The 22,064-nt window shown below is 71.4% G+C and carries 24 protein-coding genes; 16 read left to right on the top strand and 8 right to left on the bottom strand.

The genetic code is table 11. From position 1 onward, the window contains the following. Positions 1 to 95: 95 nt before the first annotated feature. The 14 genes from ACIRBY_RS07185 to ACIRBY_RS07120 all read left to right on the top strand — a co-directional run bounded on the left by ACIRBY_RS07185 (position 96) and on the right by ACIRBY_RS07120 (position 11,137). Positions 96 to 716: a 2-oxo-4-hydroxy-4-carboxy-5-ureidoimidazoline decarboxylase gene (locus ACIRBY_RS07185; protein ID WP_403897291.1), complete on the top strand. Its 621-nt coding sequence runs from the start codon at positions 96 to 98 to the stop codon at positions 714 to 716. 152 nt (positions 717 to 868) lie between these two features. After that, a complete protein-coding gene (gene sdhC / locus ACIRBY_RS07180) occupies positions 869 to 1,249 on the top strand; it encodes a succinate dehydrogenase, cytochrome b556 subunit (RefSeq protein ID WP_403897289.1) in 381 nt (126 codons plus the stop codon). 5 nt (positions 1,250 to 1,254) lie between these two features. Then, entirely contained in the window at positions 1,255 to 1,737 is a 483-nt protein-coding gene (locus ACIRBY_RS07175; protein WP_042810664.1) for a succinate dehydrogenase hydrophobic membrane anchor subunit, read from the top strand. Between the two features lie 26 nt (positions 1,738 to 1,763). After that, positions 1,764 to 3,518: a succinate dehydrogenase flavoprotein subunit gene (sdhA, locus tag ACIRBY_RS07170; protein ID WP_403897285.1), complete on the top strand. Its 1,755-nt coding sequence runs from the start codon at positions 1,764 to 1,766 to the stop codon at positions 3,516 to 3,518. Further along, a complete protein-coding gene (locus tag ACIRBY_RS07165; RefSeq protein WP_366450339.1) occupies positions 3,518 to 4,276 on the top strand; it encodes a succinate dehydrogenase iron-sulfur subunit in 759 nt (252 codons plus the stop codon). The genes sdhA and ACIRBY_RS07165 overlap by 1 nt, the downstream gene beginning before the upstream one ends. A gap of 125 nt (positions 4,277 to 4,401) precedes the next feature. After that, the gene (locus ACIRBY_RS07160) at positions 4,402 to 4,974 is read left to right on the top strand and encodes a DUF4254 domain-containing protein (RefSeq protein ID WP_403897282.1); all 573 of its coding nucleotides are present in this window, start codon (positions 4,402 to 4,404) and stop codon (positions 4,972 to 4,974) included. After that, positions 4,971 to 5,837, top strand: a complete 867-nt coding sequence (locus ACIRBY_RS07155) for an inositol monophosphatase family protein (RefSeq protein WP_403897279.1) — start codon at positions 4,971 to 4,973, stop codon at positions 5,835 to 5,837. Before ACIRBY_RS07160 ends, ACIRBY_RS07155 begins: the two co-directional genes overlap by 4 nt. Positions 5,838 to 5,839: 2 nt before the next feature. Further along, the gene (locus ACIRBY_RS07150; protein WP_403897276.1) at positions 5,840 to 6,742 is read left to right on the top strand and encodes an ROK family protein; all 903 of its coding nucleotides are present in this window, start codon (positions 5,840 to 5,842) and stop codon (positions 6,740 to 6,742) included. Then, a complete protein-coding gene (locus ACIRBY_RS07145) occupies positions 6,739 to 7,485 on the top strand; it encodes a glycerophosphodiester phosphodiesterase (RefSeq protein ID WP_403897274.1) in 747 nt (248 codons plus the stop codon). Before ACIRBY_RS07150 ends, ACIRBY_RS07145 begins: the two co-directional genes overlap by 4 nt. Continuing rightward, positions 7,415 to 8,119, top strand: a complete 705-nt coding sequence (locus ACIRBY_RS07140; protein ID WP_403897271.1) for a hypothetical protein — start codon at positions 7,415 to 7,417, stop codon at positions 8,117 to 8,119. Before ACIRBY_RS07145 ends, ACIRBY_RS07140 begins: the two co-directional genes overlap by 71 nt. A gap of 157 nt (positions 8,120 to 8,276) precedes the next feature. Then, a complete protein-coding gene (locus ACIRBY_RS07135) occupies positions 8,277 to 9,455 on the top strand; it encodes a serine hydrolase domain-containing protein (protein ID WP_403897268.1) in 1,179 nt (392 codons plus the stop codon). A 90-nt stretch (positions 9,456 to 9,545) separates the two neighbouring features. Continuing rightward, positions 9,546 to 9,965 (top strand): hypothetical protein, encoded by a 420-nt coding sequence (locus tag ACIRBY_RS07130; protein WP_403897265.1) that lies wholly within the window; start codon positions 9,546 to 9,548, stop codon positions 9,963 to 9,965. Between the two features lie 3 nt (positions 9,966 to 9,968). Beyond that, the gene (locus tag ACIRBY_RS07125) at positions 9,969 to 10,391 is read left to right on the top strand and encodes a thiol-disulfide oxidoreductase DCC family protein (protein ID WP_403897264.1); all 423 of its coding nucleotides are present in this window, start codon (positions 9,969 to 9,971) and stop codon (positions 10,389 to 10,391) included. Positions 10,392 to 10,402: 11 nt separating this feature from the next. Further along, a complete protein-coding gene (locus ACIRBY_RS07120) occupies positions 10,403 to 11,137 on the top strand; it encodes a TetR family transcriptional regulator (protein ID WP_403897261.1) in 735 nt (244 codons plus the stop codon). A gap of 30 nt (positions 11,138 to 11,167) precedes the next feature. On the opposite strand, the gene ACIRBY_RS07115 is transcribed toward ACIRBY_RS07120, so the two are convergent. Continuing rightward, a complete protein-coding gene (locus ACIRBY_RS07115) occupies positions 11,168 to 12,442 on the bottom strand; it encodes an MFS transporter (protein ID WP_403897258.1) in 1,275 nt (424 codons plus the stop codon). A 109-nt stretch (positions 12,443 to 12,551) separates the two neighbouring features. On the opposite strand from ACIRBY_RS07115, the gene ACIRBY_RS07110 reads away from it, so the two are divergent. Next, complete coding sequence (locus ACIRBY_RS07110; RefSeq protein WP_403897256.1) at positions 12,552 to 13,088, top strand: MarR family winged helix-turn-helix transcriptional regulator; 537 nt, start codon at positions 12,552 to 12,554, stop codon at positions 13,086 to 13,088. On the opposite strand, the gene ACIRBY_RS07105 is transcribed toward ACIRBY_RS07110, so the two are convergent. The 3 genes from ACIRBY_RS07105 to ACIRBY_RS07095 all read right to left on the bottom strand — a co-directional run bounded on the left by ACIRBY_RS07105 (position 13,075) and on the right by ACIRBY_RS07095 (position 16,470). Further along, positions 13,075 to 14,634, bottom strand: a complete 1,560-nt coding sequence (locus ACIRBY_RS07105; RefSeq protein WP_403898207.1) for an ABC transporter substrate-binding protein — start codon at positions 14,632 to 14,634, stop codon at positions 13,075 to 13,077. The genes ACIRBY_RS07110 and ACIRBY_RS07105 overlap by 14 nt on opposite strands. 118 nt (positions 14,635 to 14,752) lie before the next feature. After that, a complete protein-coding gene (locus ACIRBY_RS07100) occupies positions 14,753 to 16,231 on the bottom strand; it encodes a metallophosphoesterase (RefSeq protein ID WP_403897254.1) in 1,479 nt (492 codons plus the stop codon). After that, positions 16,228 to 16,470 carry an SCO4848 family membrane protein gene (locus tag ACIRBY_RS07095; RefSeq protein WP_403897251.1) on the bottom strand — a complete coding sequence of 81 codons (243 nt, stop codon included), beginning with the start codon at positions 16,468 to 16,470 and terminating at the stop codon, positions 16,228 to 16,230. The genes ACIRBY_RS07100 and ACIRBY_RS07095 overlap by 4 nt, the downstream gene beginning before the upstream one ends. Positions 16,471 to 16,591: 121 nt before the next feature. On the opposite strand from ACIRBY_RS07095, the gene ACIRBY_RS07090 reads away from it, so the two are divergent. Then, on the top strand, positions 16,592 to 17,839 hold the full coding sequence (locus ACIRBY_RS07090) for a D-alanyl-D-alanine carboxypeptidase family protein (RefSeq protein WP_403897249.1): 1,248 nt from the start codon (positions 16,592 to 16,594) through the stop codon (positions 17,837 to 17,839). On the opposite strand, the gene ACIRBY_RS07085 is transcribed toward ACIRBY_RS07090, so the two are convergent. The 4 genes from ACIRBY_RS07085 to glyA all read right to left on the bottom strand — a co-directional run bounded on the left by ACIRBY_RS07085 (position 17,799) and on the right by glyA (position 22,057). Further along, positions 17,799 to 18,785 carry a YihY/virulence factor BrkB family protein gene (locus tag ACIRBY_RS07085; protein ID WP_403897246.1) on the bottom strand — a complete coding sequence of 329 codons (987 nt, stop codon included), beginning with the start codon at positions 18,783 to 18,785 and terminating at the stop codon, positions 17,799 to 17,801. The two genes, ACIRBY_RS07090 and ACIRBY_RS07085, sit on opposite strands and share 41 nt — an antisense overlap. A gap of 170 nt (positions 18,786 to 18,955) precedes the next feature. Continuing rightward, entirely contained in the window at positions 18,956 to 19,543 is a 588-nt protein-coding gene (locus tag ACIRBY_RS07080; protein WP_403897243.1) for a 2'-5' RNA ligase family protein, read from the bottom strand. Positions 19,544 to 19,667: 124 nt separating this feature from the next. Further along, entirely contained in the window at positions 19,668 to 20,681 is a 1,014-nt protein-coding gene (gene trpS, locus ACIRBY_RS07075; RefSeq protein WP_403897240.1) for a tryptophan--tRNA ligase, read from the bottom strand. 107 nt (positions 20,682 to 20,788) lie between these two features. Continuing rightward, positions 20,789 to 22,057, bottom strand: coding sequence for a serine hydroxymethyltransferase (glyA, locus tag ACIRBY_RS07070; protein WP_403897237.1), 1,269 nt, complete (start codon positions 22,055 to 22,057; stop codon positions 20,789 to 20,791). Between the last annotated feature and the right edge of the window lie 7 nt (positions 22,058 to 22,064).

Raw genomic sequence — 22,064 nt, 5'->3', positions numbered from 1 at the left:
CGGCCGGTTCACACCGGCCCGGGTGTCATCCTTTCGGCTCACTTCCGGGTGAAAACCCCTTATGCATACGCCACCCCCACTCCGGGATCGCTAGCGTGGCGGTACACCCGCGCCGCGCCCCGAGGAGACCTCCGCTGTCCAGCCCCCTTCCGGCACAGGTCCGCGGCCCGGTCCCCACTCCGGACGCCGGGCTGGCGCGGTTCAACGGCCTGCCGCCCGAGCACGCCCGGACGGCGCTGCTGCACTGCTGCGGCAGCGTCCGCTGGGGCCGGCGGGTGACCGACCACCGCCCCTACCCGGACACCGCCTCCCTGCTGGCGGCGGCCGACGAGGCCGCGTACGACATGTCCCAGGGCGACCTCTCGGAGGCGCTGGCCCGCGAGTCCTCGGCGGAGCTCGGCCACGGGGCGCCCTACGCCGCGCTGGTGGCGCTGGACGCGGCCCGGGCCGAGTACGAGCGCACCTTCGGGCACGCCTTCGTGATCTGCCTGGACGGCCATCCGCCGGAGGAGCAGATAAACCAGCTGCTGGCCTCGATCCGCCGCAGGATGGGTCACGAGATCGACGAGGAGCGCTCGATCGCGGCCGACGAACTGCGGATGGTCGCCCGCTCCCGGCTGCTGCGTCTGCTCGACCGGCTGGCCGGAACCGCCCGCCAGAACCCGGACGACGGTCTGTCGGCGGCTGATTTCGGCCTATTTGCCCCTGCGGGATAGGCCGTCCGTGCCTGTTTGATCACACCAGTGGACCCCGCGCGAGGGAACCGACGAAGCGTCGCTACGATGTCCGGGGCCGGTGGACCGTACCCGGCCGGGCCCGACCGACAAAGAAGCCGGCTGGCCCCCGCCCCGCTTCCGGAGGGTTTTCCGTGCCGGCTGGAACGTTGTACCGCGGCCGGGAAGGAATGTGGTCCTGGGTGGCTCATCGAGTCACCGGCGTCCTCATTTTCTTCTTCCTGTTCGTACACGTCCTCGACACCGCTCTCGTCCGCGTCTCCCCTGAGGCGTACGACGATGTCGTGGCTACCTACAAGACTCCGATCGTCGCGCTGCTGGAGTACGGCCTCGTCGCCGCCATCCTCTTCCACGCGCTCAACGGTCTCCGTGTCATCGCCGTGGACTTCTGGTCCAAGGGCCCCCGCTACCAGAAGCAGATGCTCTGGAGCGTCGTGGGTGTCTGGATCGTGCTGATGATCGGGGCCCTGTACCCCGTCCTCGGCCACGCCTACCGCGTTCTGTTCGGGGAGTGACACGCATGTCTTCTGACACTTCTTCCGCCCAGGCGATCGGCGACGTCGAGGGCGTGTCCCTCTACGACGCCGACAACCCGGCGCCCTACATCGAGGCCCCGCGCAAGCGGACCGGCAAGACCCCGCGCTCGACCCGCGGCAACTTCGAGATGGCCGCGTGGCTCTTCATGCGCCTCTCGGGCATCGTGCTGGTCGTCCTGGTCATCGGCCACCTCCTGATCCAGCTGGTGCTGGACGGCGGCGTCTCCAAGGTCGGCTTCGCCTTCGTCGCCGGCCGCTGGGCTTCCCCGTTCTGGCAGGTCTGGGACCTGCTGATGCTGTGGCTGGCCATGCTGCACGGCGCCAACGGCCTGCGTACCGTCATCAACGACTACGCGGAGCGCGCCAACACGCGGCTGTGGCTGAAGGGCCTGCTCTACACCGCCACGGTGTTCACCATCCTTCTGGGCACGCTGGTGATCTTCACCTTCGACCCGAACATCCGCTAGGCAACGGGGCTGAGGCGAAAAATCTCATGAAGATCCACAAGTACGACACCGTCATCGTCGGCGCCGGTGGCGCGGGCATGCGCGCCGCCATCGAGGCGACGAAGCGCAGCCGCACCGCCGTGCTGACGAAGCTCTACCCCACCCGCTCCCACACGGGCGCCGCGCAGGGCGGCATGGCCGCCGCGCTGGCCAACGTGGAGGACGACAACTGGGAGTGGCACACCTTCGACACGGTCAAGGGCGGTGACTACCTGGTCGACCAGGACGCCGCCGAGATCCTGGCGAAGGAGGCCATCGACGCGGTCCTCGACCTCGAGAAGATGGGCCTGCCGTTCAACCGCACCCCGGACGGCACCATCGACCAGCGCCGCTTCGGCGGCCACTCCCGCAACCACGGCGAGGCGCCGGTCCGCCGGTCCTGCTACGCCGCGGACCGCACCGGCCACATGATCCTCCAGACGCTGTACCAGAACTGCGTCAAGGAGGGCGTGGAGTTCTTCAACGAGTTCTACGTCCTGGACCAGCTGCTGGTCGAGGAGGACGGCGTCAAGAAGTCCGCGGGTGTGGTCGCGTACGAGCTCGCCACCGGCGAGATCCACGTCTTCCAGGCCAAGGCGGTCATCTACGCCTCCGGCGGCACCGGCAAGTTCTTCAAGGTGACCTCCAACGCGCACACCCTGACGGGTGACGGCCAGGCGGCCTGCTACCGCCGCGGCCTGCCGCTGGAGGACATGGAGTTCTTCCAGTTCCACCCGACGGGCATCTGGCGCATGGGCATCCTGCTGACGGAGGGCGCCCGCGGTGAGGGCGGCATCCTCCGCAACAAGGACGGCGAGCGCTTCATGGAGAAGTACGCGCCGGTCATGAAGGACCTCGCGTCCCGTGACGTCGTCTCGCGCTCCATCTACACCGAGATCCGCGAGGGCCGCGGCTGCGGTCCGGCCGGCGACCACGTGTACCTGGACCTGACGCACCTCCCGCCGGAGCAGCTCGACGCGAAGCTCCCGGACATCACGGAGTTCGCGCGCACCTACCTCGGCATCGAGCCCTACACGGACCCGATCCCGATCCAGCCCACCGCGCACTACGCCATGGGCGGCATCCCGACCAACGTCGAGGGTGAGGTCCTGGCGGACAACACCACCGTCGTCCCCGGCCTGTACGCGGCCGGCGAGGTCGCGTGCGTGTCGGTGCACGGCGCCAACCGCCTGGGCACCAACTCGCTTCTGGACATCAACGTCTTCGGCAAGCGCTCCGGCATCGCGGCGGCCGAGTACGCGGCGAAGCACGACTACGTCGAGCTGCCGGAGAACCCGGCGCAGCAGGTCGCCGACCTGGTCGAGCAGCTGCGCAACTCCACGGGCAAGGAGCGGGTCGCCGACCTGCGCCTGGAGCTCCAGGAGACGATGGACGCCTGCGTGATGGTGTTCCGCACGGAGCAGACCATCAAGACCGCGGTCGAGAAGATCGCGGAGCTGCGCGAGCGCTACAAGAACGTGTCCGTCCAGGACAAGGGCAAGCGCTTCAACACGGACCTGCTGGAGGCCATCGAGCTGGGCAACCTGCTCGACCTGGCCGAGGTCATGGCCGTGTCCGCCCTCGCGCGCAAGGAGTCCCGCGGGGGTCACTACCGCGAGGACTACCCGAACCGCGACGACGTCAACTTCATGCGCCACACCATGGCGTACCGCGAGGTCGGCGCCGACGGCAAGGACTCCGTCCGCCTGGACTACAAGCCCGTCGTCGTCACCCGCTACCAGCCGATGGAGCGTAAGTACTGATGGCTACCCCGACCCTCGACAAGGTGGAGTCCGAGGCCGCGGCCTCGCACAACATCACGGTCACCTTCCGGATCCGCCGCTACAACCCCGAGGTCTCGGCCGAGGCGGAGTGGCAGGACTTCCAGATCGAGATCGACCCGAAGGAGCGCGTGCTCGACGGTCTCCACAAGATCAAGTGGGACCTCGACGGCACGCTGACCTTCCGCCGCTCGTGCGCGCACGGCATCTGCGGCTCCGACGCGATGCGGATCAACGGCAAGAACAGGCTCGCCTGCAAGACGCTGATCAAGGACATCAACCCGGAGAAGCCCATCACGGTCGAGGCCATCAAGGGCCTCACGGTGATGAAGGACCTCGTGGTCGACATGGAGCCCTTCTTCCAGGCGTACCGGGACGTCATGCCGTTCCTGGTCACCAAGGGCAACGAGCCGACGCGCGAGCGCCTGCAGTCCGCCGAGGACCGCGAGCGCTTCGACGACACCACCAAGTGCATCCTGTGCGCCGCGTGCACGTCCTCGTGCCCGGTGTTCTGGAACGACGGCCAGTACTTCGGCCCGGCGGCGATCGTCAACGCCCACCGCTTCATCTTCGACTCGCGTGACGAGGCCGGCGAGCAGCGGCTGGAGATCCTGAACGACAAGGACGGCGTGTGGCGCTGCCGCACGACCTTCAACTGCACCGACGCGTGCCCGCGCGGCATCGAGGTCACGAAGGCGATCCAGGAAGTCAAGCGCGCCCTGATCACGCGCCGCTTCTGATCCGCGTCGTTCGACGCCGCGAGGCCCCGTACCCGGAGACAGACCGGTTACGGGGCCTCGCCCGTGCCCGGGCCCCGCCTCCTTGGGCTGTTCGCCGAACGGGCCGGACCCTATTCTTGCGCTTTGTGACTGACTCCTTACACGAGCACGGCACGGCGGGCGCGGGCGCGTTACGCCTGCGAGCTCTACTCGGCAGCGCGCTGGAGGAAGCAGGACGCCAGGCGCCCGGCGCGGCGGGACGGATCCTGGGCGAACTGCTCAACGCCGCGGAGGCCCTGCTCCGGCAGAACCGGGAACAGTGGAAGCTGGAAGACGTCTCCCACGACCCGGCGACCGGCATGGCGCAGCTGGCCCGGACCAAGCAGATGATCGACCGGTCGAACGCGATCCGCACGGGCCAGATCAACCGAATCGATCAGTTGGCCCAACAACTGCAGCGGGATCGGACTTCGTCGGGCGAGTCTCCGTCCCTCCACCTCTCCGAGACCGTCGGCGAACTCACCGACCGGATCTGCATCCTGCTCCTCAAAGAGGAGTACGCGGCCGACCACGAGGCCCGTGACTTCGCCGGCCGCAAATCCCGTCACCTCGCTCGTTCACTGGAGTTGACCGTGACGGCGATGGTCCGGGGCCGTGCCGCCCTCCCACCACGGGGAATCATGAAGTTCTACGGCCCCGCAGAGGAGCTGCCCACGTGAGCGAAGCCGAAAGCGTACGCCGTGTGCTGCTGGAGGCCGCGGACCGGTACCTGCGCAGCCCCGACCGGACCGCCGAGATCAAGGGCGTCCGGGACCTGGTGACCGAGACTGACCGGGCGCTGGGCCGCTTCCTGGCCGACCGTCTGACCACCGTGCGCGGTGACGCAGACGTGTACGCCGAAGACCTGCCCGGCGCCGCCCCCCACCGCGCCGCCTCGTCAGCCGTGTTCCCTGACAGCCCGCGATGGCGCTGGCGGCTCGACCCCGTCGACGGCACCGTCAACTTCGCGAGGGGGCTTCCCTGGTACTCCGTGTGCGTGACCCTCGAACAGGGGGACCGCACCGAACTCGCCGTCGTCCTCGATGTCGAACACGGTCGGCTGGTGACTGCGGTCGCCGGCAGGGGCACGGTCCGTCACACCATCACACCGGGCTGCTTCGGGGCGGAGGCCGGGTCCGCCGAACCGGTCCGCACCGTCGCGCGGCCGATCGACGCGTCGCTGATCTCGGTCATGCTGACCCCGAAAATGAGCAAGGGCGCCCGCGCCGCCACCCTGCGCCTGATCGACCACCTGCTGGACCACACCCAGGGCGTGCGGATCGTCGTCAGTCAGGCGCTGGAGGCGGTGCTGCTGGCGCAGGGCCAACTGGACGCCGTCGTCAGTCTGGAGAGCAGTGGCGGCTGGACCCGTTCGGCCGCCATGCTGTTCGCGTGCGAGGCGGGCGGCCGAGTGACGGAGCTCCACGACATCAGCGGCAGTCGGACCGGCTTCCTGTTGTCGGCCGGGGAGGAGTTCACCCGCTGGCTCGGCGAGTGGTGCGTCAGCCACGGAATCACGCCCGTGGCCCGAGTGGAGGGATGAACATGAGCGAGTACGCCGTCGCCGTGGACTTCGGCAAGACGCGGCTGCGTGTGGCCTTGGCCGACGGGCAGGGGAGGACCTCACACGTACAGGAGGTGGACTCCAGGGGCTTCACCTCGTCCTCGGACATCACCGAGGCTGTCGTGAAGGGTGTCGAGCACGTGCGGTCCGGCCTTGACGGGCCGGGTCTGGGCCCGATCACGGGGGTCGGGGTCGGCTCGACCGGGGCGGTGGACCCGGAAACGGGAACGGTACTGAGCAGCGGAAGCCTTCCCTACCTGCGGGATTACGACATGGCAGCGCAGCTCTCCGACCGGCTGGGGCTGCCTGTCAGCGTGGTCAACGACGTCAGTGCCCAGGGCCTCGGCGAAGCCGTATACGGGGGCCACGGCGAGGAGGACCGCGTCGCGTTCGTCAACTTCGGTACCGGTGTGGGTGTCGCCCTGGTCCAAGGCCGACGGCTGGACCTCGGGGCGCACGGTTCGCTCGGACTGATCTCGGCGCTGCCACTGCCGCCCGACGGCCGTACCGTCAACCAGCGAGCGGGGGGCAAGGCCCTCGCTCCCTTCGTCGGCGAGGATCGTGTGGAAGGCCCGGAGTGCGACGCGGCCTGTCAGGACGCGGTCGAGGCGGCTGCGCTGGTGATCGGCTTCGTCGCAGGGCTGTGTGATCCGCACTCCATTGCGGTCGGTGGCGGTGTGTGGCTGCACAACACGTGGTTCAGGGAGGGCGTCAAGGCCCGGCTGCACGAGGTGCTCAGCGGACAGACGACCGGGTTGTCCGTCCCGCACGTGGTGACCGCCCGGCTGGGTGACCGCGCCGGCCTGGTGGGTGCCGGTCACCTGGGCCTGGCCGCCGGGAAGTCGCCGGCGTCCGGTGCGCGGGCCATGACGGTGCGTCCGTGACGGGACTCGTGCGGGAAATCGTCGTCCACGACGTGTGCCTCGACGATGCCGCGGTGCTCCGCGGCACGGGCTGCGTGGCCGAGGTGGACGTCGCGTGCACGCAGGACGGGGTCGCCGTGGTCCTGCCGTGCGGGGCGCACCTCGCCAAGGAGACCGCGCTGCGGACCGTCACCGACGCATCGGCCGGGGCCCTGGACCCGGCTGCGTTCCCACCCGTCGAGGTGGCATTGGCCACGCTCGGAGCGCTCGGCCTGCCCGTCGTGTTGGACCTGAAGGCCGGGCCCGGCGAAGAAGCGCGCACTGCGGCCGCCATGCTCGCGCAGGTGCCCCGGCCGGGGAACACACGGGTCATCGGCTTCAACCACCGGGTGGTACGGCTGGTCTCGGCCCAGTGGGGAGCGGCCGCGTGCGGAGCGCTGTTCGCCGGTTTGCCGATGGACGTCGCGGCCATGGCCACCGCGGCCGGATCCGGCTGGGTGGTCATGCAGAGCCGGTTCCTGGAGCCGGGATTGTGCTCGGAACTGCGTGCCCGGGGCATCCGGACGATGACCTTCTCGGCATCCACACAGAAGCGGTGGGAGGAGGCGCTGGCCTCGGGTGCCGACAGTGCCATGGCCGAACTGGAGATCGCCACCGCCGCAGCAGGCGGCACATCGACCACAGGGGGAAGGGTTGAGCCAGGGAGTCCCGCAGAGCCGTCAGGCGAACACACCGACGCGTCCGGGTGCCACCGTCCACAGTGACGCCGAGCTGGAGCTCATCGGCGCCGCGCTGATAGCCGAGTACGAGGTGCTGCGCGAGGAAATAGGCCGCTACCAGGACCATCAGAAGCAGATCATGAACTTCGCCTTCATGGTGTCGGCGGCCATGGCCGCCCTGGCTCAGCCGCTGTTCAACGATTCCGGTCCGAAGGCGGAGAACATCCGCTCGGTACTGTTGTACTTCCCTCCGCTCTTCGCGATGCTCGCCGGCCTGTACTCGGACCGCACCATTCGCATCCTGCGACTGGCCGGATACATCAACAACCATCTGCGCCGCAAGCTCGCCTCGCTGGTGTCCATGCACGTGTGGCAGTGGGAGGTCTACAAGGGGAGCCGGGCCCGCGGTGGGCATCCCTTCGCCTACACGCTGGACAAGGTCCGCTGGCTCGTGTTCGTCCTGCCGGGTGTCGGGTCGGCCGGTCTCTACTTCTGGCTGGGCGGCAACCTGGCCGGCTGGCGCTCGCGGTTCGGTCTGGCGGTCTCCGTCCTCGGTGTCGCCGCAGCCGTCCTGATCATGTTCCTGGCCGAGGAGACCAAGGGCGTGGGCACGCTCGACGAACCCGATCTCGACGCCCTCGACCACAGTCTGGTGCGTACGTCCCCCTCTCCGGAGTGACGGAGCAGCAGCCGGTGCGGGCCCCGGGCGTTGCCGGAGCGGGTGGGTGGCGGCTGTGTCGACGTCACTCCCCCGATCGTTCCGGCGCGCCGCCCGCGGGACGCGGGGCTAGCCTGCGTAGCGGGAGCCGAACTCCTCCGTCCCGCAGGGAGGTCCCGTGCAACGTCGTTCCGCGAAGCCCGCTCTGCTGCTGCTCCCGCTGGCCCTCGGTGCCGCGCTGCTGTGCGGCTGCGGGGCTCCCGAGGCCGCGGGCGACGAGCCGGGGTGTCCGGCCGGGCAGGTCTCCCGGGGCGGTGTCTGCCTGCCGGGGGACGCCGCCGGCTTCGCCCGGCGGCAGGTCGACGCCTCGCTGGCGAAGTACCGTCTCACCGCCTCCATGGCCGAGGTGTGGAGCGGCGGCGAGCGGGTCGCCTCCGTCGCGGCCGGGGAGTCGATGACCGGGATCCCCGCCACCCCGGACATGCGCTTCCGCAACGGCGCCGTCGCGATCCCCTACCTGACGACCGCCCTGCTGAAGCTGGTCGACGAGGGCCGGGTCTCGCTGGACGACAGCGTCTCCCGCTGGCGCCCCGACCTGCCCCACGCGGACGCGATCACCCTGCGGATGCTGGCCTCCACCACCTCCGGGTACGCCGACTACGTCCGGGACCCGAGGTTCATCGCCGCCCTGTACGAGAACCCGTTCCGGCAGTGGGCGCCGCAGGAGCTCGTGGGCATGTCCGTGGACCGGCCGCTGGTGCGGGAGCCCGGCACGGGCTTCGCGTACTCGCACGCCAACTGGCAGATCCTGGGCGACGTCATCGCCCGGGTCCGGGACAGGCCCCTGGGCGAGGTGATGCGGGAGGAGATCGTCAAACCGCTGGGGCTGACCGGGACCGCCAACCCGACCACCGCCGAGATCCCCCCGCCGGTGCTGCACGCCTTCGACAACGAGCGGAAGGTCTTCGAGGACTCCACCTACTGGGACCCGTCGTGGACGCTGCCGCCGGGGGCGGTGATGACGTCCACGATGGCGGACGTGGCGAAGTCCTTCGCGGCGATCGGAGACGGGAAACTGCTGAGCCCGCGCTCCCACAAGGCTCAGCTCACGCCGGTCTCGACGATCGCGCCGGGGACCTCGTACGCCCTGGGGCTGGTCGTGCAGAACGGCTGGATCCTGCAGAACCCGTCCTTCGCCGGGTACGCGGCGACGGTGGCCTACCTGCCGGCGAAGAAGCTCGCGATCGTGACGGTGTCCACCCAGGGCCGGGGCAGCACGGTCCAGAACCCCAGCACGGACGTCCTGGTCGCCCTCGCGAACCACCTCGCCCCGGACCACCCCCTGAAACTCCGCTGATCCCGGCGCGCACCAAGGCTTGAACCTGTTCAAAACAAGGTCTACAGTCATGTCCGTCAGCAGTTGAACACGTTCAAAGGGGCTGGGGCAATGGACCTCACCGTGGTCGCCTACGTCATCTACCTGCTCATCAGCATCGGGCTCACGATCTGGGTGGCCCGGACCCTCAGCCGCAACGGGCGGATCTTCATCGCCGACGTGCTCCAGGGCAACGAGAAGCTCGCCGAGGCCGTCAACCACCTCCTGGTGGTCGGGTTCTACCTCGTGAACATCGGCTTCGTGACCCTCTACCTGCGCTCGACCGAGACCGTGCTCGAAGCCCGCGGGCTCTTCGAGGCCCTGTCGGTGAAGCTCGGCGTCGTCCTGCTGGTGCTCGGCGTCATGCACCTCGGCAACGTGTGGGTGCTGAACCGGATGCGCCGCCGCGGGGTCATGGAGCGGCAGGCCGCGCTGCACCCGCCGGTGCCGCCGGTCGCCCCGCAGGGGTGGACCGCTCCGGCCGGGGCCTGAACCGTGGCCGCGCAGGCCGGCGTCCGGTACCTGACCGTCCTCTACGACCGCGACTGCCCGGTGTGCGTGCACATCCGGAACTGGCTGGGCCGGCAGCGCCAGCTGGTCCCGCTGCGGCTGGTTCCTGCCGCGTCCGCCCAGGCCTGGCGGCGTTTCCCGAAGCTGGCGCACGCCCAGACGCTCCGGGAGATCACCGTGATCGGGGACGGGGGGCAGGTGTGGCGGGGGACGGACGCCTTCATCATGTGCCTCTGGGCGCTGGCCGACCACCGGGCGATGGCCGACCGGCTGGCCACCCCGGCCGGCCGGCCCTTCGCGAAGGCCGCCATGTACACGGCTGCCGCCGTCCGGCACGCGGTCCGCACCAAGTCCGCAGCGGATCCCGGGGAACCGGCCTGTGACGAACAGTGCTCCGCCTCCCGATAAGGTCGGACACCGTGACAGATCAGAAGGCTCCCAAGAGCGAGCAGACCCGCACGCTCATCCTCGAAACCGCGCTCCGGCTGTTCCAGGAGCGCGGGTTCGACAAGACGACCATGCGGGCCATCGCCAAGGAGGCGGGGGTCTCGGTCGGCAACGCCTACTACTACTACGAGTCGAAGGAACACCTGGTCCAGGGGTTCTACGACCGGATCAGCGCGGCCCACCAGGCGGCGGTCCGGCCGATCCTGGACCGGGAGCCCGATCTCCAGAAGCGGCTCGCCGGGGTGCTGACGAGCTGGCTCGACATCGCGGCGCCGTACCACGAGTTCGCCTCGCAGTTCTTCAAGAACGCGGCGGACCCGGAGAGTCCGCTCAGCCCCTTCTCCCCGGAGTCGGAGCCGGCGCGGCAGGCGGCCATCGACATCCACCGCGAGGTGCTCGCCGGGGCGAAGACCAAGGTCCCGGACGAACTGGCCGACGTCCTGCCGGAGCTGATGTGGCTCTCGCAGATGGGCCTGGTGCTGTACTGGGTCTTCGACCGTTCGCCGGAGAGCGAGAAGTCCCGCCGGCTCGCCGAGCGCGGCGCGCAGCTGACCACGCGGGGCATCGTCCTGGCCCGGTTCCGGGTGCTGCGGCCGCTGGTGCGCGAGGTGCACGAGCTGTTCGCGGACTTCCTGCCGGGCATGGCCCAGACGGCGGTTTCGCGAGGCGGGAAGCGGGCCTCCGACCCGAGGCCCGAGGAGGGCTGAGCGGAGCGGCGGAACGGCCGGGGGTCGCGGTCAGGAGCCGAGGACCAGGAGGGTGGCGACCGCCGGGCCGAAGGCGCCGCCGAGCTGGTAGCAGAGGGTGAACAGGCCGATGGCGCTCGGCCGGTGGGCCTCGTCGGGGGCGGAGGCCACGGCGTGGGTCGACAGGACGCCGTTGGCGGCGCTGGCGGTGAACACGCCCAACCCGGCGGCCACCACCAGCAGCGGGCCGGAGGAGGCGAGGATCCCGGTGAGCGCGGCTGCGGCCCCCGCCGCGACGAGCACCGTACGGACGGCCGCGCGGCCCAACCGGGTCGAGGCGGCGGCGAGCAGCCAGGACAGGGCGGACCCGGCGAGCAGGGCGACCAGCTGCCAGACCCCGGCGGAGGCGGCGTCCCACCCGGCGCGGTCGGCGAGCAGCCGGGGCACCGAGAAGAGCAGGGTGAAGTAGGAGGCCGACAGGGCCAGCGCGAGCAGCGCCGAGACCACGAACACGGGCCGGCGCAGCAGCGCCACGGGCACGAACCCGTCGGGGCGGCGGCGTACGTGCAGGGTGAGCAGGACGGCGGCGACGGCGGCGGCGCCCAGGGCGGCGAGCGGCTGGGTCGGCAGCAGTACGAGGGCGGTGGCGAGCCCGGTCAGCAGGGCGGCGCCGCGTGCGTCGAACCGGCCCGCGGGGGCGGGTGCCCCGCCGCCGGCGCGGCGCAGGACGACGGGCACGGCCAGCAGGGAGACCGCCTGGACGGCGAGCGCGAGCCGCCAGGAGGCGCCGTCCGCGAGGGTCCGGCCCAGCAGCGGCCCGGACGCGCCGAGCATGCCGAAGCCCGCGCTGATCACGCCCATCCGGCGGGCGGACCCGGCGAGGCTCATGGCCGCCGCCACGAGCCCGGCACCGCCGGCGGCCTGGGCGCAGCGGCCGATCAGGGTGAGCGGGAGCCAGGGGGAGGCGGCGACGAGCAGGGTGCCGGCCAGGACGAGGACGGTGGCCAGCCGCAGGACCGCGGCCAGGCCCCGGCGGCGCAGGAGCCCGGCGAGCAGCGGGGTGCCGACGGCCATGGCCCAGCCGAAGGCCGTGAGCAGCCAGGCGGCGGTGCCGTCGGCCACCCCGAGGGAGCGGGCCATGTCCGGGAGGATCAGCACCGGCGCGTTGGCCCCGGCGGCGATGGGGGTGGCCAGCAGGGCGAGCCAGAGGACCGGGACGGGCCCCGGTGACACGGCGGCCGGTACGGCGCTCCCGGTGCTCCTGCTGTTCCTGCTGTTGCTGCTGTTCCTGCTGCCGGTGGTGGCAGCGGTGGTGGTGACCGTCATGGATGACCCACTCCCCTTCACATCTCAACCTTGACAATCTCAACGTTGAGATAAAAACAGACAGAGTCCTTCAACGTCAAGTGTCTTAACGTTGAGGTATTCTCGGGGCATGGAGAAGGACCGGGAAGACCAGGACATGGTGGCCGCCGTCGTCGGCCAGTGGGAGAAGGAGCGCCCCGACCTCGCGGAGGCGCTGTGGCCCGTCGAGGTGCTGGCCCGGATCCAGCGCATGAACCGGACCATCGACAAGTACCTCAAGACCTTCACCGCCGACCACGGCCTGGAGGTGGGCGAGTTCGACGTACTGGCCAGCCTGCGCCGGTCGGGCCCGCCGTACGCGCTGACGGCGGGCGCGCTGATCCCGGCCGCCATGGTGACCTCGGGCGCGATCACCAACCGGATCGACCGCCTGGAGGCCAAGGGCCTGGTCGAGCGGGTCCGTGACGACGCCGACCGCCGCTCGGTGCGCATCCGCCTGACCGACAAGGGCCACACGCTGATCGACGCCGCCATGGAGGACCACCTGGCCCACTACGCCCGCCTGCTGGCCCCCCTGGACCGCGAGACCTGCGACACGGTGTCCGCCGCCCTGCGCACGCTGCTGGTGGCCCACGGGGACACCATCGGTCCGCCTACAGCCAGTTGAGCTCCCACAGGCGCCAGACGCCCGTGCCGTCGGAGAGGTACTGGAGGCCGGTGACGGCCTCGCGGGAGAGGACGTAGTCCTTCTTCTGCCAGATCGGCAGCATCGGGATCTGCTGCGAGACCACCCGCTGGAGCTCGCGGAAGTCGTTGGCGGCCTCGGCGCGGTTCTGGAAGGACTGGGTGCGGGCGATGAGGTCGTCGACGGTCTTGTCGGAGAAGCCGTTGTTCATGCTGGAGTCCTTGCCGACCAGCGGGGCGAGGAAGTTGTCCGCGTCCGGGAAGTCGGCGATCCAGCCGATCGTGTAGGCGTCGAACTCGCCCGCAGCGTAGGCCTTCTGGAAGTCCTCCCACGCCTCGACCGGCTTGACGTTCAGCTGGAACAGGCCGGTCGACTCCAGCTGCCGCTTGATCTCCTCGGCCTCGGCCAGGTTCGAGCCGCGCGTGTTGACCCCGAGGGTGATCGAGACCGGCGTGGCGACGCCCGCGTCCGCGAGGAGCTTGCGGGCCGCCGTCCCGTTGGGCGCGGGGTAGGTGTCGAAGAACGGCGTGCTGTGCCCGGCGATCCCGGCCGGGACGAGGGAGTACAGCGGGGTGACCGTGCCCTTGTGGACGTCGGTGGCGATCTTCGACCGGTCCAGAGCGGCGGCCACGGCCTGGCGGACGGCCGGCTTCTGGACCGTCGAGCCGGGGCGCACGTTGAAGACGATGTGGCGCGCCTCCGTGCCGCCGGAGGTCTGGTAGCGGGTGTCCTTCAAGCCGGGGTTGAGGCCCGCGAGCACCGCCGGGGGCATGTCCCGGTGGGCGACCTCGACCTGGTGGTCGCGCCAGGCCTGGTCCAGCTGGGCGGAGTCCTTGAAGTAGCGGACGGTGACCGGCGTGTTGGCGGGCTTGGCCTGGCCCCGGTACGCCGGGTTGGGCTTGAGCTCGGCGGTCGTACGGGCCTTGTAGCCGGTCAGCGTGAAGGGGCCCGTGCCGTCGGCCCCGCCGTCCTCGCGCAGCGCCTTGGCCGGGTACCGCTCCTTGTCCACGATCGAGGCGGCGCCCGTCGCGATCTTGAAGGGGAAGGTGGCGTCGGGGGCGGAGAGGGTGAAGGTGACCGTGCGGCCCTCGGCCTTGACCGACTGCAAGGTGTTGAAGAGCGGGGCCGGGCCCTGGTCGGAGTTGATCTGCTTGATGCGGTCGAAGGAGAACTTCACGTCCTCGGCGGTCACTTGGCGGCCGCCGCCGAAGGTGAGGTCGCTGCGCAGCTCGCACCGGTAGGCGGTCAGCTTCTGCCCGATGAACGCGCAGGAGGACGCGGCGTCCGGGACCGGTGTGTCGGAGCCGGGCTTGATGGTGAGCAGCGACTGGTAGACGTTGCTGTACAGGGCCCAGGAGCCGGCGTCGTAGGCGCCCGCCGGGTCCAGTGCGGAGACGACGTCCGTGGTGCCGACGCGGATCGCGCCGTGCTGCTCGCCGCCCACGGGCAGCAGCTGCCAGGCGGCCACGCCGCCCGCCACCGCGAGGACCAGACCCGCCCCGATCACCTTCGAGCGGACAGACCCCATCCCCATGCCCCCGACCCCCCGGAATGCGTATGACCTATCCGACTATCGGACGGCCGTCGGCCACCCAATCACGGAATTCCAGCCACGGGAAGAGTCGTGATGCCCCGGTCGGACAGGGTCAGGCCTGGTATGAGGCGAGTTCGACGATCGTGATGTCGGACGGCGCGCCGACCCGGACCGGCGGCCCCCAGGCGCCCGCGCCACGGGACACGTAGAGCTGGGTGTCCCCGTAGCGTTCCAGGCCCGCGACGGTCGGGTTGGCGAGTTCGGCGAGGTAGTTGCCGGGCCAGAGCTGGCCGCCGTGGGTGTGGCCGGAGAGCTGGAGGTCCACGCCGTGGCGGACGGCCTCGTCGATCACGATCGGCTGGTGGGCGAGGAGCACGGAGGTGCGGGAGCGGTCGCGGTCGCCGAGCGCGGCCCGGAAGTCGGGGCCCTTGCCCTCCTTCTCCCCCTGGACGTCGTTGACGCCGGCGAGGTCGAAGTGGGGCAGCTCGCGGCGGGCGTTCTCCAGGGGGGTCAGGCCGAGTTCGCGGACGTGGTCGACCCACTGCTGGGCGCCCGAGAAGTACTCGTGGTTGCCGGTGACGAAGAAGCTGCCGTGGCGGGCCCGCAGTTCGCGCAGGGGTTCGGCGGCGGGGCCGAGGTCGTGGACGTTGCCGTCGACGAGGTCCCCGACGACGGCGATGAGGTCGGGCTGGGTGCGGTTGACGGTGTCGACGACGCGCCGGGTGTGGGCGCGGCCGAGGATCGGGCCGAGGTGGACGTCGCTGACGACGGCGATCCTGAACCCGTGCGCGGCGCGGGGCAGCTTGGCGAGGGGCACCCGGACCCGCTTGACGCGCGGCCCGCGCAGGACCCCGTAGGTGCCCGTTCCGACCGTCAGTCCGGCGGCGGCGACGGCGGCCCCGCCGAGGGTCCGCGCGACGAACACCCGCCGGCTGACCCCGCTGTCGGAGGCCGACCCGGGCCACCGTCCGGGCACGGCGTCGGCGGCGGGCGCGGGCGCCACCTCGGGCTCGGCCGCGGGAGCGGCGTCGCGGGCGGGGGCGGGAGCGGCGGCGGGCGGGGAGACCGCCGGCGGCGCGTCGGCCCCGCGCACCGCGGGGGCGGCGGCGGGCGCGGGAGCGGCGGCGGGCGGGGCGGCCGCGGCGGCGGGCGGGGCGGCCGCGGCGGCGGGCGCGGGAGCGGCGGGGGCATCGGCCCCGCGCGCCGCGGGGGCGCGGGGGGCGGGGCCCGGGGCGCCTTCGGCCGCGGGCCCGCCCGTCGGGACGGCGCTCCCGGCCGCCCGGCGCAGCCACAGGCGGCGGAGCGGTTCCGCCACCAGCATCGCCAGCGTCAGGTACAGCAGGACCGCGAGCCACATGAAGCCGGGCCAGGCCACCAGCCGCTGGAGCCAGAACGGGGCGCCGGCCCGGCCCGCCGTCAGGGCGGCCAGCGACAGCACCGGCAGCGCGAACGCCAGGACCGTCCCGGTGCGCCGCGCGGGCCCGCCCGGGCGGGTGGTGTCGCGGACCAGTCGCACCCACAGCCACCGATGGACCAGCCCCAGCAGCGCGAGGACCGCGACGACGGCCACAATCACCACAAACACGGTCATCGTGATGCGCGCCGCAGTACGAGGACGCTGCGCAACCCGATCACGCCGACGGCCGTCCCCAGGAGGAAGGAGGTGACCGCGAGGAGGAGGTGGACCCAGAAGTAAGCCGTGGGCCGACCGTCATCGAAAGCCAGACCGCTGGCGTCATTGAAGAGGTTCTTGACGAACGTGGACCAGATCACCCAGGACCAAGCTCCGAACGCTGCGAGGAACCAGGACGCGGTGCGGCTGAGTTTCATGTCCCCAGTATCGGATTCGCCCCCGGGACGGACGCGGCGGGGTGGGCCGTACCGGCGGAGGTTCTCCCCGGTTGGCCGGTCCCGGACGCCGGGCAGTCCATCGGCATGTACGTTCACCTGCGTGTCTGCCAAGAAGACCGCGCTGACGGTCCTTTCCGCCGCGCTGCTGGTTCCGGCGGTGCTCGTCCCGCCCTCCACCGCGCACGCCGCGCCGACGCCGCCGGCGGACGGGAAGGGGAAGCCGCAGGCCCCGGTGGCGCCCGCGCCGCCCCCGTCGATGTCCACGGTCGGCGGTGCCCGGCTCGGCCAGCCCGGTACCCAGGTGAACCTGCTGCCCGGTGCGCCCGCGCTCCCGGCGAACCTCAGCGGCCGGTCCTGGATCGTGGCGGACGCCGAGACCGGCGAGGTGCTCGCGGCCCACAACGCGCACTGGCGGCTGCCCCCGGCCTCCACCATGAAGATGCTCTTCGCCGACACCGTGCTGCCCGCCCTCCCCAAGGACCAGGTGCACCACGTCACCGACCAGGACATGGACGGCGTCGGCCCGGGCAGCAGCCTGGTCGGCGTCAAGGAGGACCACGACTACTCCGTCCACGACCTGTGGCTGGGGGTGTTCCTGCGCTCCGGGAACGACGCGGTGCACGTACTTTCGGCCATGAACGGCGGCGTCGAGAAGACCGTCAAGGACATGCAGGCGCACGCCGAGGAACTCCAGGCCCTGGACACCCACGTGGTCTCGCCGGACGGGTACGACGCCCCGGAGCAGGTGTCGAGCGCGTACGACCTCACCCTCATCGCCCGCTCCGGGCTCCAGAAGCAGGACTTCCGCGAGTACTGCGGCACGGCCGAGGCCCGGTTCCCGGGCCGTCAGGAGCCGGGCAGGCCGCGCGAGTACTTCGAGATCCAGAACACCAACCGCCTGATGACCGGCGCCGGCGGCATCACCCCGTACAAGGGCATCGCCGGGGTGAAGAACGGCAACACGACCATGGCCGGCTCGACCTTCACCGGCGCGGCCCAGCGGGGGGACAAGAAGCTGCTGGTCACGGTGATGAACCCGGACCACGGCGGGCTCAACTCGGTCTACGAGGAGACCGCCGGCCTCTTCGACTGGGGCTTCGCCGCGCTCGGCAAGGTCAAGCCGGTCGGCGAGCTGGTGCCCCCGAAGAGCGCGGACACCCGGCCCTTCGGCTCCCCCGCCCAGACCCACGCGAACACCCCCGTGGCGGCCGGCCCGGCCGCGGGCGGGGGCGGGGGCGGGGGACTCGGTACGGCGCTCGGCATCGCGGGCGGGGCGCTGGCGGTGGTGGCGGGCGGGGCCTTCGTGGTCAACCGTCGCTGGCCGCGCGGCCGCCGGAGCCGGGGGTAGGCGGCCGGGAGCCCGTCCCGGGCCGGCCCTCCCCCTCCGGCGCCTGCCCTTCCGGCGCTGCGGCCTCCGGTGCCGCGGCCTCCTGCGGCCCCTCGCCGTCGTCCCGGGCCGCGGTCCAGGCGGCGCAGAACAGCAGCAGCTTCGCCGTGAAGTTGATCCACAGCAGCAGGGCGATCGGCACGCCGAAGGCCCCGTACATGCTCTTGCCGGCGACCCCCCGCATATAGCCGCTGAGCAGCAGCTTCAGGAGTTCGAAGCCGGCGGCGCCGATCAGCGCGGCCTGGAGGAGACGGCTCCGCGACGGCTCGACGCCGGGCAGCAGGGTCAGCAGGTAGAGCAGGAGCAGGAAGGCCGCCAGGACGCCGACGAGGAACGCCCCGGAGCGCAACAGCGCCCCGCCCGCGCCCTCGCGCGGGATGCCGAGGACGGCCGCGGACTTGCCGACCGCGCTGGCCCCGATGGTCGACGCGGCGGCCGAGGCCAGGGCCACCGCACCGAGCCCGAGCAGGACCAGGACGTCCTTGCCCCTGCGCACGATCGGGTTGCCCAGGTCCTCGTCGTCCTTCTCCCACACCGCGCGCAGGCAGTCGCGCATCGAGCCGACCCAGCTGATGCCGGTGAGGAGGAGGACCGCGCCGGCGACGAGGCCGACGGCCCCCGCGTTCGCGACGAGGCCGGGCAGGTCGAGCTGGTCGGAGATGCCGGGGACCTGCTCGGCGAGGCGCTTTTGGAGCTCGTCCAGCTGCTCCTGGCTGAGCAGTGCGGCGCCGACGGCGGCGGCGAGGGTGATCAGCGGGAAGAGCGCCAGGAAGCTGAGGAAGGTGATCGCGGCGGCGAGCCGGGACCAGTGCACGCGGTCGAGCCGCTCGTAGGAGCGCCAGGCGTGGGTGCGCAGGACGGCCGACACGAGCGGCCCGATCACCGGGAGTTTCTTCAGCCAGTCCATGGGGGCCACCGTAATTGAGCTGCCGGAAATAGCCGATATTGCCGCTTTAGGGCATTACGGTCGTCGATTGTGACTTTTCGCCCCGTGTCGTCCCGACCGTTCCACGCCCTGGCCCTGCGAAGGCTCCGCTTCCACACCTTCCGTGCGGTCCGGGGCCTGCGGCGGGCGCGTCAGGACCGTCGTATGGCGGTGTCCGCGGCGGCCGGGCCGGACTGTGCGGGGACGGCGGTCGCGGCGGTGCCGAAGGGGTGCTCGCGCAGCTTGCGCCAGACCCCGTCCGAGCCCTGCTCGTAGAGGGCGAAGCCCTCGCAGTGCCAGCCGGCGGCGTAGTCGGCGAGCTCGGTGAAGGCCCGGTCCATCGCCTCTTCGGAGATCCCGTGGGCGACCGTGACGTGCGGGTGGTACGGGAAGGCCAGCTCACGGCTGAGCGGCCCCTCGGGGTCGCGGATGCGGCCCTGGAGGCTGGTGCAGCCCTCGATCCCCTCGGCGAGCCGGACGAAGACGACCGGCGAGAGGGGTCGGAAGGTGCCCGTCCCCTCCAGGCGCATCGCGAAGGCGGGGAAGGACCGCGCGACCTCCGCGAGGTGCGCGCGGATCGCCGGCAGCCGGACGGCCTCCACCTCGGTGGGCGGTACGAGGGTGACGTGCGTGGGGATGCCGTGCGCGGCGGCGTCCCCGAAGCCGGCGCGCAGCTGCTGCAGCTGGCTGCCGTACGGCTCCGGGACCGCGATCGAAACGCCGAGCGTGACGGTCCCCACGTGATCTCCTCCGCGCGTGCTGGTGAGTGGTCGCGTCGATGTGGTCGCATCGACGGCGTCGCAGCGGGTGCTGCCGCCTCAGTGTGGCGGCAGCACCCCCTCGGCCGCCAGGGGCCTCGGTCCGTCAGTGCTTGGCGGGCACGAAACCGATCCGGTCGTAGGCCTGTGCCAGGGTCTCCGCGGCGACCGCCCGCGCCTTCTCCGCGCCCTTGGCCAGCACGGCGTCCAGGGTCTCCGGGTCGTCCAGGAACTCCTGCGTGCGCTGCCGGAAGGGTGTGACGAAATCGACCATCACCGCGGCGAGGTCGGTCTTGAGCGCGCCGTAGCCCTTGCCCTCGTACGCGGCCTCCAGGGCGGGGATCGACTCGCCCGTGAGGGTGGAGTAGATCGTGAGCAGGTTGCTGACGCCGGGCTTCTTCTCGGCGTCGAAGCGGATCTCGGCCTCGGTGTCGGTGACCGCGCTCTTGATCTTCTTCTCGGTGGCCTTGGGCTCGTCGAGGAGGCTGATCAGGCCCTTGGGGGACGAAGCCGACTTCGACATCTTGATCGCCGGGTCCTGGAGGTCGTAGATCTTCGCGACCTCCTTGACGATGTGCGCGGCGGGCAGGGTGAAGGTCCGGCCGTAGCGGTGGTTGAACCGCTCGGCGAGGTCGCGGGTCAGCTCCACGTGCTGGCGCTGGTCCTCGCCGACGGGGACGGCGTTCGCCTGGTAGAGCAGGATGTCGGCGACCTGGAGGATCGGGTACGTGAACAGGCCGACGCTGGCGCTGTTGACCCCGCCCTTGGCGGACTTGTCCTTGAACTGGGTCATCCGGCTGGCCTCGCCGAAGCCGGTGATGCAGTTCATGATCCAGGCGAGCTGGGCGTGCTCCGGGACGTGGCTCTGGATGAAGAGCGTGCAGCGCTCGGGGTCCAGGCCGGCGGCGAGGAGCTGCGCGGCGGAGAGGCGGGTGTTCGCGCGGAGGTCCTTGGGATCCTGCGGCATGGTGATCGCGTGCAGGTCGACGACCATGTAGAAGGCGTCGTGCGTCTCCTGGAGGGCGACGTACTGGCGGATCGCTCCGAGGTAGTTCCCGAGGTGGAACGAACCGGAGGTGGGCTGGATGCCGGAGAGCGCGCGAGGACGATCAGAAGCCATGGGGCCATTCTCTCAGGTAACGGCGCGGTCTCGGGCCATGCTCCCGGACCCGGGCCCGATCATCGGCGGGGGCCGGTCCCGGCCCCCGCCGATGATCGGGGTGGGGGCTAGGCCGACGGGAGGCCGGGGGCCGGGTGGGCGGACAGGAGCTCCGCCACCTCGGCGCGGATCTTCGCCAGGGCCGGCTCGTCGGACGCGGCCGCGGCGTCCACCGCGCGGGAGATCCAGTCGGCGACCGCCGGCATGTGCTCCGTCGTCAGCCCGCGGGAGGTCAGCGACGGCGTGCCGATGCGGATGCCCGACGGGTCGAACGGCTTGCGCGGGTCGAACGGGACCGTGTTGTAGTTGACCACGATGCCCGCGCGGTCCAGCGCCTTGGCCGCCACCTTGCCCGGCACGCCCCGCGAGGTGAGGTCCATGAGGATCAGGTGGTTGTCCGTGCCGCCCGAGACGAGGTCGAAGCCACGCTCCAGCAGCGCCGCGGCCAGCGCCTTGGCGTTGGCGACGACCGCGTGGGCGTAGGCGGTGAAGGAGGGCTGGGCCGCCTCGTGCAGGGCCACCGCGATGCCCGCCGTCGTCTGGTTGTGCGGGCCGCCCTGGAGGCCGGGGAAGACCGCCTTGTCGATGGCCTTCGCGTGCTCCTCCTTGCACATCAGCATCGCGCCGCGCGGTCCGCGCAGGGTCTTGTGGGTCGTCGTGGAGACCACGTCGGCGTACGGGACCGGCGAGGGGTGGGCGCCGCCCGCGATGAGGCCCGCGATGTGGGCGATGTCCGCGACCAGGATCGAGCCCGCCTCCTGCGCGATCGAGGCGAAGGCCTCGAAGTCGATCGTGCGGGGCAGGGCGGTGCCGCCGCAGAAGAGGATCTTCGGGCGCTCCGCCAGGGCCAGGTCGCGCACCGCGTCGTAGTCGATCAGGCCGTCCTCGGCGCGCACGCCGTACTGGACGCCGCGGAACCAGGAGCCCGTCGCCGAGACGCCCCAGCCGTGCGTGAGGTGCCCGCCCATGGGCAGGGCCATGCCCATCACGGTGTCGCCGGGCTTCGCGAAGGCCAGGTAGACGGCCAGGTTCGCCGGGGAGCCGGAGTACGGCTGGACGTTCGCGTGCTCCGCGCCGAAGAGGCCCTTGGCCCGCTCGACCGCCAGGGCCTCGATGCGGTCGATGTTCTGCTGGCCCTCGTAGTAGCGGCGGCCCGGGTAGCCCTCGCTGTACTTGTTCTGCAGGACCGTCCCGGAGGCCTCCAGGACCGCCGCGGAGACGTAGTTCTCGCTGGGGATCAGGCGCAGGGTCTCGGCCTGGAGGGTCTCCTCGGCGGAGACGAGCGAGGCGAGTTCGGGGTCGGTGGCGAGCAGGGCGGGCTGGCGGTGCGCGGTCATCGCGGCT

Source organism: Streptomyces sp. NPDC096136 (assembly GCF_044763325.1).
In the GTDB taxonomy this organism is placed as follows: domain Bacteria; phylum Actinomycetota; class Actinomycetes; order Streptomycetales; family Streptomycetaceae; genus Streptomyces.
This window is presented reverse-complemented; position numbering and strand designations above follow the sequence as displayed.

What these genes read in the sequence shown, in the direction of transcription:
- ACIRBY_RS07175 (WP_042810664.1), top strand. Translation starts at nt 1,255, where the DNA reads ATGTCTTCTGACACTTCTTCCGCCCAGGCGATCGGCGACGTCGAGGGC.
- sdhA (WP_403897285.1), top strand. Translation starts at nt 1,764, where the DNA reads ATGAAGATCCACAAGTACGACACCGTCATCGTCGGCGCCGGTGGCGCG.
- ACIRBY_RS07165 (WP_366450339.1), top strand. Translation starts at nt 3,518, where the DNA reads ATGGCTACCCCGACCCTCGACAAGGTGGAGTCCGAGGCCGCGGCCTCG.
- ACIRBY_RS07150 (WP_403897276.1), top strand. Translation starts at nt 5,840, where the DNA reads ATGAGCGAGTACGCCGTCGCCGTGGACTTCGGCAAGACGCGGCTGCGT.
- ACIRBY_RS07130 (WP_403897265.1), top strand. Translation starts at nt 9,546, where the DNA reads ATGGACCTCACCGTGGTCGCCTACGTCATCTACCTGCTCATCAGCATC.
- ACIRBY_RS07115 (WP_403897258.1), bottom strand. Translation starts at nt 12,442, where the DNA reads ATGACGGTCACCACCACCGCTGCCACCACCGGCAGCAGGAACAGCAGC.
- ACIRBY_RS07110 (WP_403897256.1), top strand. Translation starts at nt 12,552, where the DNA reads ATGGAGAAGGACCGGGAAGACCAGGACATGGTGGCCGCCGTCGTCGGC.
- ACIRBY_RS07105 (WP_403898207.1), bottom strand. Translation starts at nt 14,634, where the DNA reads ATGGGGTCTGTCCGCTCGAAGGTGATCGGGGCGGGTCTGGTCCTCGCG.
- ACIRBY_RS07100 (WP_403897254.1), bottom strand. Translation starts at nt 16,231, where the DNA reads ATGACCGTGTTTGTGGTGATTGTGGCCGTCGTCGCGGTCCTCGCGCTG.
- ACIRBY_RS07095 (WP_403897251.1), bottom strand. Translation starts at nt 16,470, where the DNA reads ATGAAACTCAGCCGCACCGCGTCCTGGTTCCTCGCAGCGTTCGGAGCT.
- ACIRBY_RS07085 (WP_403897246.1), bottom strand. Translation starts at nt 18,785, where the DNA reads ATGGACTGGCTGAAGAAACTCCCGGTGATCGGGCCGCTCGTGTCGGCC.
- trpS (WP_403897240.1), bottom strand. Translation starts at nt 20,681, where the DNA reads ATGGCTTCTGATCGTCCTCGCGCGCTCTCCGGCATCCAGCCCACCTCC.
- glyA (WP_403897237.1), bottom strand. Translation starts at nt 22,057, where the DNA reads ATGACCGCGCACCGCCAGCCCGCCCTGCTCGCCACCGACCCCGAACTC.